General features: G+C 39.6%; 14 protein-coding genes. 10 read left to right on the top strand and 4 right to left on the bottom strand.

What is annotated here, in order from left to right:
- The first annotated feature begins 217 nt into the window (after positions 1-217).
- The 9 genes from CA2015_RS00185 (at position 218) to CA2015_RS00145 (ending at position 8,183) form a co-directional block, all read left to right on the top strand.
- The gene (locus CA2015_RS00185; protein WP_240477893.1) at positions 218-1,045 is read left to right on the top strand and encodes an HpcH/HpaI aldolase family protein; all 828 of its coding nucleotides are present in this window, start codon (positions 218-220) and stop codon (positions 1,043-1,045) included.
- Positions 1,042-1,989 carry an aldo/keto reductase gene (locus CA2015_RS00180; RefSeq protein WP_048640062.1) on the top strand — a complete coding sequence of 316 codons (948 nt, stop codon included), beginning with the start codon at positions 1,042-1,044 and terminating at the stop codon, positions 1,987-1,989. Before CA2015_RS00185 ends, CA2015_RS00180 begins: the two co-directional genes overlap by 4 nt.
- Positions 1,990-2,104: 115 nt before the next feature.
- Positions 2,105-3,037 carry a Gfo/Idh/MocA family protein gene (locus CA2015_RS00175; RefSeq protein WP_048640061.1) on the top strand — a complete coding sequence of 311 codons (933 nt, stop codon included), beginning with the start codon at positions 2,105-2,107 and terminating at the stop codon, positions 3,035-3,037.
- Positions 3,027-3,803, top strand: a complete 777-nt coding sequence (locus tag CA2015_RS00170; RefSeq protein ID WP_048640060.1) for an SDR family oxidoreductase — start codon at positions 3,027-3,029, stop codon at positions 3,801-3,803. Before CA2015_RS00175 ends, CA2015_RS00170 begins: the two co-directional genes overlap by 11 nt.
- Positions 3,796-4,602 carry an SDR family oxidoreductase gene (locus CA2015_RS00165; RefSeq protein WP_048640059.1) on the top strand — a complete coding sequence of 269 codons (807 nt, stop codon included), beginning with the start codon at positions 3,796-3,798 and terminating at the stop codon, positions 4,600-4,602. Before CA2015_RS00170 ends, CA2015_RS00165 begins: the two co-directional genes overlap by 8 nt.
- 31 nt (positions 4,603-4,633) lie before the next feature.
- Positions 4,634-5,023 carry a RidA family protein gene (locus tag CA2015_RS00160; protein ID WP_048644263.1) on the top strand — a complete coding sequence of 130 codons (390 nt, stop codon included), beginning with the start codon at positions 4,634-4,636 and terminating at the stop codon, positions 5,021-5,023.
- Entirely contained in the window at positions 5,020-6,108 is a 1,089-nt protein-coding gene (locus CA2015_RS00155) for a dipeptidase (protein ID WP_048640058.1), read from the top strand. The genes CA2015_RS00160 and CA2015_RS00155 overlap by 4 nt, the downstream gene beginning before the upstream one ends.
- A 30-nt stretch (positions 6,109-6,138) precedes the next feature.
- Complete coding sequence (locus CA2015_RS00150; protein ID WP_048640057.1) at positions 6,139-7,503, top strand: hypothetical protein; 1,365 nt, start codon at positions 6,139-6,141, stop codon at positions 7,501-7,503.
- A gap of 26 nt (positions 7,504-7,529) precedes the next feature.
- Complete coding sequence (locus CA2015_RS00145; protein ID WP_048640056.1) at positions 7,530-8,183, top strand: hypothetical protein; 654 nt, start codon at positions 7,530-7,532, stop codon at positions 8,181-8,183.
- Positions 8,184-8,224: 41 nt separating this feature from the next.
- Here CA2015_RS00145 and rmuC read toward each other — a convergent pair whose 3' ends face one another.
- Genes rmuC through CA2015_RS00130 form a run of 3 tightly spaced genes read right to left on the bottom strand, consistent with a single transcriptional unit; the run spans position 8,225 to position 11,564 of the window.
- Positions 8,225-9,571, bottom strand: a complete 1,347-nt coding sequence (rmuC, locus tag CA2015_RS00140) for a DNA recombination protein RmuC (protein WP_048640055.1) — start codon at positions 9,569-9,571, stop codon at positions 8,225-8,227.
- 11 nt (positions 9,572-9,582) lie between these two features.
- Positions 9,583-10,368, bottom strand: coding sequence for a 23S rRNA (guanosine(2251)-2'-O)-methyltransferase RlmB (rlmB, locus tag CA2015_RS00135; RefSeq protein WP_048644262.1), 786 nt, complete (start codon positions 10,366-10,368; stop codon positions 9,583-9,585).
- On the bottom strand, positions 10,341-11,564 hold the full coding sequence (locus tag CA2015_RS00130) for a GWxTD domain-containing protein (RefSeq protein ID WP_240477892.1): 1,224 nt from the start codon (positions 11,562-11,564) through the stop codon (positions 10,341-10,343). Before CA2015_RS00130 ends, rlmB begins: the two co-directional genes overlap by 28 nt.
- A 75-nt stretch (positions 11,565-11,639) precedes the next feature.
- Between CA2015_RS00130 and CA2015_RS00125 the strand changes: the two genes are divergently transcribed.
- A complete protein-coding gene (locus CA2015_RS00125; RefSeq protein WP_048640053.1) occupies positions 11,640-12,416 on the top strand; it encodes a class I SAM-dependent methyltransferase in 777 nt (258 codons plus the stop codon).
- A gap of 284 nt (positions 12,417-12,700) precedes the next feature.
- Here the strand turns inward: CA2015_RS00125 and CA2015_RS00120 are convergent, their stop codons facing one another.
- Positions 12,701-15,679, bottom strand: a complete 2,979-nt coding sequence (locus CA2015_RS00120; RefSeq protein ID WP_048640052.1) for a glycosyltransferase family 117 protein — start codon at positions 15,677-15,679, stop codon at positions 12,701-12,703.
- Positions 15,680-16,035 lie beyond the last annotated feature (356 nt).

The following is a 16,035-nucleotide window of genomic DNA, read 5'->3' as shown; positions in this document are numbered from 1 at the left end:
AGGCGATGGTTTGAAATTGAGCAAATTCCTTGACTATTGGATACAAGCAGTATTTCTGGTTTAGCTATGGTAAATTGGTATTTACCCTGAGTTTTCTGACAACGATTTTTATTACCCTAAAAATACCTCTCTCCCAATTTCGAAAAATAGTATCATTATTTAAAATAAAAGTAATAGAGTCTCTATGTGAGTGGTGGTATATTTGATCAAGAAAAAAATGAATATGACTATAAAAATGAGAGAAAGCCTGGTCCTTAATAAATTAAGGGCGGGAGAAAACGTTTGTTCTTTTAAGGTAAACCTGGCAGATGCTCGGGTAGTGGAAATTGCTGCGCAGGCAGGGTTTGACTGCTTGTGGTTGGATCAGGAACATATCGGTCAGGATTGGTCTATTTTGGCTTCTCAGATTTGGGCTGCCAAATCTCAAAATAAAGATACGCTAGTAAGGGTTCCCAGAGGGAGTTATAGCGATTATGTAAAGCCATTGGAATTGGATGCCAGTGGTATCATGGTGCCCCATATTATGAGCCTGGAAGATGCCAAGAAGGTAATTGAAATGACGCGTTTTCATCCCATCGGCAAGAGAGCCATTGATGGAGGGAATGCAGATGGTGGCTATGCTGCTGGTAATTTCAAAGATTACCTTCGGGATGCCAATCAAAAGCGTTTTGTGATTTTTCAGATTGAAGATCCAGAACCTTTGGAGGATTTGGAAGCCATAGCACAGTTGGATGGGTTTGACATGTTGTTTTTCGGCCCTGGAGATTTCAGCCAGGCCATAGGAGTTCCAGGAGATATGGATCATCCCAAAATTAAGGAGGCAAGGCAGAAGGTGGTGGAAGTAGCCAGGAAATATGGGAAATTTGCAGGCACCACGGGTCCATTGACCAAAGTTGCTGAATACCAAAAAATGGGCTATCAGTTTATGAGTATTGGTGCTGATGTTTTGACATTGACCCAATATTGTAGTGATCTAGTGACAGGTTTTCAAGAGGGACCTGAGGTTAATGATATTGACAAGGGTTATTACGATACAAAAAAATGAACCGTAAAACCTTAGGAAATACAGGATTGGAAGTATCTTCCATTGCTTTTGGAGGAGTGGAAATAGGACTACCTTATGGGCCTGGTATCCACTCGGAAAATGACATGTTGCAGGAAAGTGAGGCAATTTCTCTGCTTCATCTAGCATTGGACCGTGGTGTGAATTTTTATGATACTGCAAGAATGTATGGAAAAAGCGAAACCTTAATAGGGGAGGCTTTTGCCCATCGACGTGAGGAAGTCGTGATTTGCACAAAATGTCAGCATTTGCGGGATGCTACAGGGAATTTACCAGAAGAATCACAACTGGTCAAAATGATCAGGGACTCTCTGGAAAATAGTCTGAAGGCATTGAGAATGGATGAAGTGGATGTGTTGATGTTGCATCAGGCAGATCTGGAGATTTTAAATAACGAAACAATTTCACGCACCTTTGAGGATCTGAAAAAAGCAGGATTGGTTAAGGCAATTGGAGCTTCTACTTATTCAGTGGAGGAATCAAAAACTGCTATCAACTCAGGGATTTATGAAGTAATCCAGTTACCCTATAATTTACTGGATCAGCGTCAGGGAGAAATTTTTGAACTAGGTGCGGCTAAAGGAATTGGTCTTGTAGTACGCTCTGTTTTGCTAAGAGGAATGCTTAGTGATCGTGGGAAAAACCTTAAAGAACCTTTGGCTGAAATTGAAAAACACATATCAAAATACGCGATGCTTGCTGAGGAAGAAGGACTTACATTGCCGGAATATGCAACAAGGTTTGTCCTAGACCAATCCAATATATCTTCTGTGTTGGTTGGTATAGATAAACCGATTTATTTAGAAAAAGCATTGGAAACAGCCGAATTACCCAGTTTGAGTGAAAAGTTACTTGCTGGGGCCATTCCTTTTCCTGATCCGGAATTTATCGATATACCCAAGTGGGACAGGATGGGCTGGCTTTAATCTGAAATAGCCTTCTCTAACATGTCTAAGGGAGTGATTCCTTTAATGGATAAGTTGTGAATTGACAGAGTCGTGGACTAAATAATGAACCAAGTTAACTACTAACAAAAATCATATGTTAAAAATAGGAATGATAGGAATGAGTCCGGGAAATGCCCATCCCTATTCCTGGTCTTCAATCATTAATGGAACATTTGATGGCGAGCTTATCAGCGCCATTGGTTATCCGGCCGTGTCAGATTACCTTCAAGCCAATATAGATACCCTGGGTATTCCCGGGGCTTCGGTTAGTCATGTGTGGAGCCAGAATGCTGAGATTAGCCAGAGCATTGCGAAAAATGCTGGAATTCCTTTTGTTGTGGACAAACTTGAGGACATGATTGGCGAGGTGGATGCGGTTATCTTAGGTAGAGATGATCCTGAAAACCATGTAGGAATGGCCAAGCCTTTTCTGGATGCTGGAGTACCTCTTTTTATTGACAAGCCTTTGGCCTATTCTAAGGAGGATCTTGATTATTTTATTCAACAACACCATTTAGGAAAAGATTTCATGTCATGTTCTTCGATGCGTTATTCGCAGGAATGTCGAACCGTGAAAACAGGCATTAAATCGTTGGGAAAAATTCATTTGGTCACTGCTGTAGGTAAAAAAGACTGGAAAAAGTATGGTGTACATCTTCTGGAAGCACTATTTAGTACACTAGATGATCCAAAGCCCGTGAAGGTGCAGCATATTGGGGAAGTTGATGAGGATATTGTATTGGTTACTTTTGAAAATGGAATAAAAGCAACTGTACATCTATTCAAGGATATATGTGGGACTTTTCAACTCAGCTTTTTTGGTGAAAATGGCTGGAAAATCGCAGATATTCAAAATTCTTATTCCATGTTTAGGGACAATCTAATTGTATTTATTGATGCCCTAAAGGAAGAGAAGCCTTATTTAGATTTTGCAAAAACCGCAGCCATCATGCAAGTAGTGATAGGAGCAAAAGAAAGTTTTGAAAATGGTGGGAAGGTTGTTAATTTAGAAAAACATGGACGTTAAAGAATTACTAAGCTTAAAAGGAAAAATAATTGTAGTCACTGGTGGTTCCGGTCTATACGGAAAATGTTTGGTGGAAGGTTTGGCCGAAGCAGGTGGTACTGTTATTACTACCTCCAGGGACATAAAGTCAGCAGAAAAAACAGCAGTTTTTTTTCAAGAGAAAGGGCTGGACGTTTACCCTATGGAAGTAGATCAGGGAGAAACTGAGTCTGTGAATCGCTTTACCAATAACCTAAAAGAGAAGTTTGGGAAATTGCATGTGTTTGTTAACAATGCCGTTTCCAGACCAATGAAGGGGTACAATGCACCTTTGTCGGATTTCGATGAATCAATGCGAGTAAATGCTACAGGAATGTGGGATTTGTTAAAGTCCATGTCTGACCTCATCATTGAAAGTGGAGGAGGAGCAGTGATCAATATTAGTTCGATGATGGGCATGAAAGGCCCTGATTTGTCCAATTACGATGGCACCAGTATGGGAGATTTACCACCAGATTATTTCTTCCACAACGCTGGTATGATTAATCTTACTCGCTTTATGGCCAAAATGAATGCTGGTAAAAATATTCGCTTCAATTGTATTTCTCCGGGTGGGTTGTTCAATAACCAGCCTGAGAAATTTGTTGAAAATTATAACAAAAAAGTACCAATGAAGCGGATGGCCAATAATGACGACATAAAAGGGTTAGCTGTTTTGCTAGCTTCTGAAGCTGGCGCCTATATAAATGGTGAAAACATTTTAATGGATGGAGGTTTAAATGCCTGATCCAAATATTTATAGTGCCATAAAATCACCTTTTTCCCTAGAAGGGAAAACAATTTGGGTGGCTGGTGGTGCTGGATATTTGGGACAAGCAGTGGTGAGACTGCTTTGCGCTCAAGGAGCCAGGATTTTGTGCATTGATAAGGAAGACAGGGCTTTTGCCTTTGCCGATGAAGCCAAATTGGGTCCGTTATTGCAGCCTTCTCGTTTTGATCTTGCCGATACGGAAGCCATTGGTGGTTTTGTGCAGGAGAATTGCAAACAACTTGGCATACCGGATGGAATGGTCAATATGGCCTATGCGGCTAGTGGGAAGTCATTTGATGCATTAGAAGGGGCAGACTTCGATCAAGCAAATCATGCGGGGATAACAGCCACTTTTATTTTTGCAAAAGCTGTAGGAGATAAAATGTTGGAAAAATCATCAGGAAGTCTACTTCTGTTTGGGAGCATGTACGGAATTCAGGCACCTGACAAGAACATGTATGAACCACCAATGTTACCAAATCCAATAGAATATGGTGTTGGGAAAGCAGGTATTATTCAGATGACCAAATACCTGGCCATGCAATTTGGCGCAAAAAATATCAGGTGCAATAGTATTTCTCCAGGGCCATTTCCAAATGAGAAAGTACAAGAAGATTATCCGGGATTTGTAAAGAAGCTTGAGCAAAAAACCTTTCTAGGAAGATTAGGTGAGGCCAATGAAGTGGCAGGAGCTGTTGCCTTTTTACTTTCAGATGCTTCCACTTATATTACAGGTCATAACTTGGTAGTGGATGGTGGATGGACTGCCTGGTAATAAAATATTTAAACAATTAAAAAAGATTAAAATGAAAAAGATAGTACACCCTAAGAGAGATTTAAGTTTTGATACAGGCGCTTATTCTGACGCTATTTTAACGGATGGTTTTTTATTCGTATCAGGACAAGCATCGGTGGATTTCGAAACCTCGGAATTCAAATTGGGAACCATTGAAGAAGAGACCCAAAGAACACTTGAAAATATTAAAGCCATTATTGAAGCTGCAGGTGGGACAATGGACAATGTGGTAAAGTGTACCGTTCATTTGTCTGATATTTCTGAATTTGACCGATACAATAAAGTGTACGCAAGTTTCTTCAAAAACACCAAACCTGCCCGCATCACGGTACAATCGGTATTGGCGGAAAACCTTAAGGTGGAAATAGACTGTATCGCCAAAATACCCACCTTGAAATGAGTAAACGACTGATTCTAGATGCGCATTTGGACTTGTCCATGAATGCCATTGAGTGGAACAGAGATTTGAGTAGACCACTTTCGGAAATTAGGCAATCAGAAATGCACATGCCTGACAAACCCGATAGAGGCCGGGGAACTGTTTGTTTACCTGAGCTTAGAAAAGGTAAGATTGGGATAGTGGTGGCCACGCAATTGGCCCGATATTCTCCGCCCGACTCCGCCCTTTCAGGCTGGAATTCTCCTCAACAAGCATGGGCTATGACACAGGCTCAGTTGGCTTGGTACCGTGAAATGGAGGCTCAGGGAGAAATGAAGCAGATTTTAAATCGGAAAGATTTGGATGAAATGGTGGACTTATGGGTAGATGATTCTATTCCAGATGAAACAAAGCCAATAGGCTACCTGCTCAACCTTGAAGGTGGGGACTCTTTGGTCTCTCCAAGCTATCTAGATAGAGCCTATGGTTACGGATTAAGGGCTTTAGGGCTTTCACATTTTGGTCCTGGAAGGTATGCCCCGGGAACAAAGTCAGAAGGACCTATTACTGAATTGGGTAAAGAATTGCTCCAGAAAATGGAGGGATACCAAATGATATTAGATGTTACGCATTTGACGGATCAGGGATTCGAACAGGCCATGGACTTGTATTCTGGACCACTTTGGGCCAGCCATCACAATGTGCGTAAAATTGTTCCGAATCAACGGCAACTTACCGATGAACAAATCAAGAAGCTGGTGAACCGTGGTGCTGTTATTGGAGGTATGTTGGACTGTTGGGCCATGGATATTCGATTTATTGATACCATTTCAGATCCCTGGCAGTTGGATATCAAATTGGAGCATCTGGTAGACCATTGGGACCATATATGTCAATTGGCAGGAAATAGCGAACACATAGGTATAGGTAGCGATTTGGATGGTATTTTTGGTACCGAGCAATCTCCCTGGGACCTTAATTCCATAGCCGACCTTCAAAAATATGAAGCGATTTTAGATAGAAGAGGCTATTCCTCTGAAGATATTGATAATATATTCCATGGTAATTTCCTGCGGTTTTTAAGAAACTCATTGCCCGAAAGTTAAATTTTGATCCATTACTAATTCCTTTAATCAATGTCCAATAATTTTCAGGCTGGTGCTGCCAGTGTCGATACGACTCCTCCATTAGGAACAATCATTAATGGAGACTTTGTCACCCATTATGCACAGAAAATCCATGATCCCCTGCATGCCAAAGCTCTTGTGCTTAAAAATGATACACGAACCCTAGTTTTAGTGGTGGTAGACATTTGCATTTTGGGCAAAGAATTGCTGGATGGTACCAAAGCTATTATCGAAAAGCAATTTGGCATTCCATCTGAACAGGTTTTGATCTCAGCCACTCATACCCATGCTTCTGGAGCTGTTGAAGATGTACATATGGTACCGGCAGATTTGGCATACAGGAAGCGCTTGCCGGGACTTATCGTGGAGGCAGTTGGGAAAGCCATTGACAAATTGAGACCTGCTCAACTGGCCTTTGGGACGGCTGATGCACCAGAATATGTGATGTGTCGTAGGTATTGGATGAAAGACAGCTATACTCCCTTAAATCCTGTAACAGGGAAGGCAGATACGATTAAAACGAACCCTTTTGGGGTGGAAGAGGAGATTATAAAACCACTTAATACGCCAGACCCAGAACTTGGGTTCCTGGCGGTTAAAGGTTTGGATGATAAATGGATAGCCATTTTAGGTAATTATTCCCTTCATTATGTTGGGGATTGGGAAAATGGAACCATATCAGCTGATTATTTTGGTAGGTTTGCTGCAGCCTTGAAAGAGAAGTTGGATGCAGGCCCTGATTTTGTGGGGATAATGAGCAATGGTACAAGTGGAGATATCAATATCTGGGATTTTAGCGGACAGAAAGAATTCCCTAAAGGAGAATTGGCTAAAAGTACAAAAATAGCCAATGATTTGGCTGACAAGGTTTTGGAGGGATTGGAAGGTGTACAGTGGGATCAGGCCCCCTATCTGCATAGCAGTTTCGCAAACATTAAGGCTGGTAGAAGGATGCCAGACAAGGATGAACTGGAGACTGCCAGAGGGATTTTGGCTATTGGTGGACTTGAGGATTTGAAGCCAGACACCCAAGGTTGGCGCAAGCTTTATGCGAGAGAACAAATGTTGCTCAATGAATTTGCTGATGCAGCGGAAAGTGCTGTGCAGGTTTTGCATATTGGCGAAGGGAAAATTGGTGCATTACCCGGAGAGTTTTTTGCTGAAACAGGGCTGAAGCTCAAAGCTGAAGTAAAATGTCCTTATTTCACTATAAGTTTAGCCAATGACAATGTAGGCTATGTACCGCCAGCACATGAAATCGAGAAGGGGGGCTATGAAACATGGAGATGTAGAATAAGCAATCTTTTACCTGATGCGGAAGACTTGTTTAGAAAAAAACTGCTTGAATTAATTCACGATGATAAAAATTCTTAATTTTGATTTCAGCTTAAAATTAAGAAGTGAAAAAAGAAAAGTGGTTGGAACAATTAAAGGGGAAGGTGCCTGAAAACGCCTTGTCTTATTGTTTTTCCCTTTGGGAAGAAGAACCTTTTGTTATTGAAATCACCAAATCGAGAAGGTCAAAGTTGGGTGATTTTCGGTATAGAAGAGACAAAAGCATACAGAAAATTACTATCAACCATGATCTGAATCAATACCAATTTCTGATTACCTATATTCATGAGGTGGCTCATCACCGTGTGTTTAGTCAGCATAAGGAAAGGATAGGGAAGGGTATCATGCCTCATGGCATAGAATGGAAGCGATCTTTCAAGTGGTTGATGGCGCCCGTTTTGCATGAGCGGGTATTTCCAAAGGACGTTTTAATACCTCTCAAGCTACACATGAGCAATCCAAAGGCTTCCACAGGAGCTGATCTCTTCCTGATGAAGGAGTTGCGAAAATACGACAAGGATGCGGTTAAATTTGAACAACCTTTCCTTGGAGACCTGCCACAACATGCACATTTCGAATTAAGAGAAAGGGTTTTTAAGAAAATTCGTACACAAAGGTCCAGAGTATTGTGTCAGGAGATTTCGACGGGGAGAAACTACTTGATATCCAATAATGCCCTAGTCAAGCAAGTGGATGGCCCGGGTGATGTTCCTTTTTAGTATGGATTTGTGGAGGATCATTAGTAAAGAGGCCTAGGCATTTATTGCTCTCCTGAAATTTTGTTTCGGGCATTTACACCCAAAGTCCTGAGTTTTTCAGCTTGGGAAAGAAGATTTCCTTTGCCAGTTTTAAGTTGCTTGATGGCTGTATTATAGCTATCCTGGGACTTGTCAAGATGTTTTCCTACATCTTCCAAGCTGTTAACAAAATTAGAAAGCTTGTCATAAAGTTTTCCTCCTCTTTCGGCTATTTCCAAGGCATTTTTAGATTGATCATCTCTTATCCAAAGGTCCTTGATCATCTTAAGGGCTGCGATTAGATTGCTGCTACTGATTAATAATACTCGCTTTTTGTAGGCATATTCCCAAATCTGGGGGTCGGCTTGAAGGGCTACTATATAGGCCGCTTCTAGAGGTACGAACATGATCACAAAGTCTAGGGCCTTTGCATAACTTTCATATTGCTTGGCAGAAAGCTGGTCTATATGGGTTTTTATAGCCTTAAGATGAAGATCAAGGGCTAACTTTTGCTCGGTTTCCCCAATAGTACTGCTGTATTTCTCATAAGCTATAAGTGATATTTTACTATCAATGATAACTTTTTTGTCATCGGGATAATGGATAATCACATCAGGTTGCATTCTCTTGCCATCTGGCCCGATTAAAGGGTGCCCATTTTCATCTTTCAAAAATCCCTGAATGCTATAATGCCTGTCTTTTTCCAATCCGGAATTTTGAAGAATGGTTTCCAATATGGCCTCACCCCAATTTCCTCTGATTTTGGCATTGCCTTTCAGGGCATTGGTTAGGTTTTTGGCTTCCTGGCTGATTTGCTGATTGAGCACTGCAAGTTCCTTGACCTTTCCTTCCAGAGAAAAGCGCTCCCTTGATTCCATGGCATAGGCTTCCTGAACCTGCTTTTTAAATGCTTCCAATTCTTTCCCCAGAGGCTGGAGAATGTTGCTGATGTTTTCCTGATTCTGGTTGGTGAATTTTTTGGACTTTTCCTCTAGAATTTTGTTGGCCAACAATTCGAACTCTTGTTGAAACCTAGTCCCCATTTTGTCAAGCTCCTGTTTTTGAAAAATCAGTTTTTCCTTCAAAAAAAGCAATTCACTCTCTAATTTTCCTTTGTCCAAGGCAAGCTCATGATTTTCTTTTTCAAGGGACTTGACAGAAATCAAAAGGGCTTCATTTTCTTGTATTATCCTTTCTTGTTGGTCTTGAAGAAGTCGGGTTTTTTCGCTGTAGCGCTCCTTTTCCAGGTTTAGGGCGTTTAGACTTTTATCCAATTGGTTGCGCTTCTGTTGAGTTTGATACAGAATTATGGCCAGTACGGCTATGATACCTAGCATCAAAAATAAAAGCGCAACCAGTTCAATTGCCATTTATACGTAAATTAAGAATCTGCCTGTTTTCTTTGGCGAATGGCTTCGTAAATAACAATTCCAGTGGCTACAGATACATTAAGACTCTCAATCTGGCCATGTACAGGTACTTTCACGAACTCATCGCACAATCCCAATAATTCATCAGAAACCCCATCTTCCTCAGACCCCATTACCAATACAGTAGGAGTAGTAAGATCTGCTGCATACATCATTCGGTCAGTTTTCTCAGTTACTCCCACCACTTTTAGGCCTGATTTTTTTAGGTCTTTAAGTGTGTAGTAAAGGTTTCTTACCCTACTTACAGGTAGGAAATTTAGTGCTCCTGCAGAAGTTTTGACCGCATCAGAATTGATCTGAGCACTGCTTTTTTCTGGTATAATGATGCCATGTACACCTGCAACTTCAGCCGTACGTGCTATGGCTCCAAAATTCCGAACATCAGTAACCCTGTCTAGCATCAAAATAAGTGGAGCTTCGCCTTTAGTAAAGGTACTGTCCACCACGTTTTCCCAAGATGCGTAAGCAATCGATGAGATATAGGCAATAACTCCCTGATGATTCTTCCTGGTGATACGATTAAGTTTACTTTCCGGCACTTTGGTTACCGGGAGTTTTTTCTCTTTCGTTAAAGCAAGTAACTCTTTAAGAAGGTCACCTTTCAGTTCCTTATTGACCAGTATTTTGTCTATTTCCCGATCTGCATTCAAGGCCTCCATAATGGGCCTGATGCCAAAAATAAAATCTTTTTGGTCTTCGTTTCTGTCGATTAAAAAACCATCCTTCCGTTTCTCCATGCTGTGATTGTTTTGAACCATACCGGCTGATAAGCTCTGGATCGGTTCAATGTATAATATTGTGGGGTTAATATATTTTTTACCCGTGCAAAGGTAAAGGTTATTTTTGAATTAGAATCCTGAGCGAGGTAAACCCAGGTCTCTTTATCTAAATTAAAGTAAACTTCCTGTGGAGGGCCCATTATAATATACACCATTCCACGGTCCGTAGCCCAACCTTCTTTGAAATCGGTGAATAGAATATTTGCAAATTCTACCTGTCTAAAATATTCTTTGATTAAACTTTTGGCAGCATCCTCATCTCTGGTCATTCTTATCCAGTATTCATCCAGTGCTATTTTTTTGTTTTCGGCAGCCAGGAGAGTTTCATGTTCTTTTCTAGTGGAAATATAAGCCACCATTTGGATCATCTCTTCCCAAGTGGATACCTTAGGGAAAGCTTTCCCTGCTGTTTTGATCATCAGTCCGGCTGCTGTAGTGGTGTCCTCCTGAATAAAATAATAGCCTGATTTTTCAAAGGGGACAGGGACATTTACTAAGAAGTCACCTTCATTTATTACTTGAGTTTCCTTAGCGATCTCTGGTGTTTTGGTTTCCATTGGAGGTAAAGGAATTGCGAAACTCTGAGGGTAAAAGTACCTGTATAGACTTACGCTATTCTCACTTTTGAAGAGCAAAGATTCTTCAACATTCAAGAAATTTTGGTCATAAGGAATGTCATTTCCGAAATAAGCGCCAAAGGATGGTTGATCGGCTACAAATGGACTTATTAAGTCGGCATGATACACATATTCATCTTCCTGACGTGTGTCTGTAGCCCTAAATATTACATAAGCTTGATCAGAAGAGGAAGGTATATCTACTGTTTCTTCAAAATAAAAATGACCATCAGTGTCTTTTTTTAATAGATCCCTGTCTAATGCAATTACATTGTCATCATCAATTTTCTGTTCAAAACTATTGACAATGGTGTATGAGAAAAGGTAATCATCAAAATTGGCTTCATCTTCTATTTTTTCCACCAGCATTTGAAGCTTAAAAGTTCTTTCCGCAATTTTGATTGGGATGACTTTTAATGAGATTCTCGAATACCTGGAATACCTTAAACTCTGGTTTATACTTTGCAGATTGTTTTGAGCAAAGGTGGAAAAGGATAGCAGGGTTAAAATAAATAAAAACCCAATATTTCGTTTCATATGCAATGACTTTATTTTTTCCATAGTTGGTTTTAAAAATTAACCTTAATTTTGTTGAAAATAATAAAATTTTAGATGGCTACCTATACAACGGAAATTACTTCCGATAAGTTGATTAGTGACAACCCAATTCATCAACGCCTTTTTAAGGCATACATTGTTGCTAAAGAATATGTTTCAGGCAATCTTTTAGAAATAGGCTGTGGTGAAGGCAGAGGTGTACATGTCCTTGGCCCTTTGGTTGATCATTACCACGGTATGGACAAGATAGGAGAAATCCTGGACAGACTAAAGGATAAATTTCCTGAATTTACTTTTGAACAGGCAATTATTCCACCAATGGACAATCTAAAAGATGACTCCTTCGATACTGTAGTGAGTTTTCAGGTAATAGAGCATATCCAAAATGACAAAAAGTACCTTGAAGAGATTTACCGTGTGCTAAAGCCTGGAGGTATGGCATTGATATCTACTCCAAATATTCGATTTTCATTGACGAGAAATCCTTGGCATATCCGGGAATACACTCCCGCTCAATTAAAGGAATTATGTGCTTCTATTTTTGATAAGGTGGAGACTAAAGGAATTGGTGGGAATGCTAAAGTATGGGATTATTACAATGCCAATAAAGAATCTGTAAATAAAATCACCCGCTGGGATGTGCTTAACCTTCAGTATAGGTTGCCCGCTTGGATGTTGAGAATACCCTATGAGATTCTTAATAGAGCCAATCGGGATAAGCTACACAGAAAGAACGGGAAGGCTGTAGAGCAAATAGAGCATTCAGATTATTTGTATGTTGATGACCCTGAAAATGCCCTTGACCTTTACTATATTTTACATAAAAAATAGGTATAAAAAAACCGGCTGCTCATTGTGAATGGGCAGCCGGTTCTTTTTTATTAATTCGTTAAACCCGAAATATGCAATAGACAATCTATTACGTGCTGAAATCGCTTTAAAATCAGCCACTTCGTTGCTGTTTTCAATTTCACCATAGCGGTGCTATGCTAAAATCTCCAAACAGCCTGATTTTCTTGCGATTGCAACACTTCCCGTAAACACGGGAAATCCTATTACATCATCCGGGTTAAAATTCTCTTTTATACTTCTAGTTCCTTTTCAGTGAACTGAATTTATCTTCTTTGAATTCGTGAATTGCCACTCATGGCACCGAAGATGCGCTCATAATTCTGTTGAAGCTCTGTGGATTTTTCTTCATAGCCTTGTTCTTTTAATACCGGAACAAAGTAACGCAACATTTCCGCAGAGATCTGAGCTTCTCTATCTAGTCCTCTACCAGTTTCTTGGTAAAAATCCAGCAATTCAATCGATTTTTTAGACATCTTGTCAATAATATCCAAAGCTTCTTCTTTCATTTCAAGTTCAAAGAGTACAGGTACAGCTTGTCCACTGGCCAAATCATAAGGTATGGCCTCCCCAGGAAGTCTTTCCAAGCTGAGTCGCATAACATCTTTTGCCCTCTCCTTGTCATCTTCTTCTATTAAAGCAATGGCTATACTATTTAACACACTTCTATGGTTGGAAGTGAATCTTCTAAATTCATCATCAAAATAGTTGTCAGGGTTGTCCATTCCTCTAAAGGCAAATTTCTCCATGACATTCTCATATGCCAGATCAGTATTGATCAATTCATCCTGGTTGTCTGGCTTTTGAATAGGGAGCAATCGGTAGGTAAGTCCTTCCATTACAACATGGCTGCTTACGTCAAATCCTATTGTTGCCAATGATGTATTGTTGAAATAAATCGGCCTTTCCCAATTGTTGGTAGCAATTAAATCCAGAAGCATTAGATTACCCTTGGTTACATAGTTACCTTTTATACGAATGTTGATATTCGGTATTTTCAAGTCCTCAAATTCCTCTGGTACAATTCCAGCCTTATCAACCACTTCTGAATCAACTGGCAATGTCAAAATTCGTGATGGTACTGTATTGATGTCACTGTTTGAGCGATTGCTAGTTAATTTTAGCAAGTCACTGTTTTCTTTTAATAATTTGAGGTATTCTATTAAAGGCAGACTTTCGATATTTCTTTCCGTTACATAAAGTACGTCATTGGTGCCTTTTTTATAATTTTCATAATCCAGGGTAAAGTTTAGGGCTGCAGACTCATTTACAGGTCTCGCCATTTGCTTTATGTACCAATCTGTATCGAAATAGCTTAATACAATTACCCTTACATCAGTTCGGAAACCTTCGACTTCCTGAACGTACCATAGGGGGAATGTGTCATTGTCTCCTCCAGTGAATAATATGGCATTTGGCGCACAAGAAGCAAGGAAGTTTCTTGCTGAATCCACAGAGAAATACCTGTCAGACCTATCATGGTCGTTCCAGTTTTCTGCGGCCATTAAAATGGGGACAGGTAAGGCGATTAGGGCAGCATATACCCCTGCCATCACCATGCCTTTTTTCAATTTACTAAGTTGATGGCTGATAGCCATGACACTAAAGCCAATCCAGATGGCAAAGGCATAAAAAGACCCTACATATATATAATCTCTTTCCCTTGGTTCCACAGGGGGTGAATTGAGGTAAAGCACCAGTACTACCCCCATCATTAAGAATAGCATTAGGGTAAGCCAGAATGATTCAGGGTCATGTTTTGCTTGGAAAAACATTCCTATCAGTCCAAGTATCAAAGGAAGCATATAATAATTATTATGGCCTTTGTTTTCTTTGATATAGTTAGGGAAGTCAGTTGTGACTGTATTCCAAATGCTTAAGAAAGGAGCATTACTGAGGTCACTTTCTCTACCGCTGAAATTCCACATAAAATACCTCCAATACATATGTCCAAGTTGGTGTTCAAACATGAAATAGATATTGTCAAAAAAGGTAGGGTCTTGGCCTTCTCTTAATCCAAGTTTGGATCTGTAGATTTGTTTGTGGCGCTCTTGTGTAGAGTATATTCTTGGCAGTAGGGTTGTTTTTTCTGGATCATAGATGTTTTCCAACTGGTAATCCACTATCTCATATTTTTCTTTTCCTTTGGCATAGACAGGAGCTCCTTCTACCTGATCCACAATGTCTGCTGTAAAATATTGACCTTGCATTAAAGGTCGGTAACCATATTGCTCTCTTTTAAGGTAGCTAACAAAACTTATGATGTCTTTAGGGTCATTTTCATTAATTACCGGTTCAGCATTGGCCCGGATCACGATCAACGCATAAGAGCTATAGCCTATAAGTATAAATGAGAAACACAGTAATATGGTATTGAGAATGACTTTCTCTTGACGGTAGGAGTAGATAACTGCATACACAAGCCCTCCTAAAAAGGCAATGGAAAAGAAAACTATGCCAGATCCAAAGGGTAGGCCAAGGCTATTGACGAAGAATATTTCCAAAGACCCGGCTATACTAGGTAGACCCGGGATAATAAAGTTATTGATTACAACCAGGGCAACTCCACCTAGTAGGAATGCGATGATTCCTCCTTTGAGGTTATGGTTTTTGTATTTCTTAAAATAGACCACTAAGGCAAGGGCAGGAAGTGTTACCAGATTTAAGAGGTGAACACCTATTGACAAACCTACTAGGTAGGCAATAAATATCATGTACTTATTTTCCTCCCTTGGATCTTTTATTATATCCCATTTTAAGAAAGCCCAGATTACTATGGCCGTAAAAAAGGATGACATGGCATAAACTTCAGCTTCTACTGCTGAAAACCAAAAACTATCCGTAAAGGTATAGGCCAAAGCTCCTATAAAACCAGCACCAATTAAGGTGTAAACTTGGTCTGTATTTGGCTCCTCACTGTTTTTAAGCAATAACTTTCTACCTAGAAGTGTGATGGTCCAGAAAAGGAACAAAATAGTGAAAGCTGAAAGCAAAGCACTACCCACATTCATCCAATAGGCGATTTCAAGACCATCTCCGAGTGCTAAAAAGCTAAACATTCGGTAGATAAGTAAAAAGAAAGGCGCACCTGGCGGATGAGGGACTTGTAATTTATAGGCTACTGCTATAAATTCCCCCGGATCCCAGAAACTGGCAGTTTCCTCGATGGTGAGTAAATAAGTAATAAATGCAATAAAGAAGGTGGTCCAACCTGCAAGATTGTTAACCCTGGCATAATTTAGCATGTTACCTGAATATTTATGAAAGGCGAAAATAAAAAAATTATCATGAATTATAGTTGAATTGCTTTATTTAAAAAACGAAAGTAGAATGACTTGCCTTTAATTATAGGGGAATATTGAAGAATTTTCAGTTTAAAAGAAAAAATAATAAAATAATTGTTCTCGGAATTAAATTTTTTAAAATTACTTTTTTACATTTTATTCTCTCTATTTTTTTTCTTAAAGCTTAATAAAATATAAGGTTTTAGGGTTTTATTAGTAAAAATAAGGTTAGGTCTGAATGGATATTTTAAAATATTTTTTATGTATTTTAAATACAATAAAATGGTTTTTAAATTTTTTTACTTACCTTTACATCG

It is taken from the genome of Cyclobacterium amurskyense, assembly GCF_001050135.1.
In the GTDB taxonomy this organism is placed as follows: domain Bacteria; phylum Bacteroidota; class Bacteroidia; order Cytophagales; family Cyclobacteriaceae; genus Cyclobacterium; species Cyclobacterium amurskyense.
Note: the sequence above shows the minus strand (reverse complement) of the source record. Positions and strands in the feature narration are given on the sequence as shown.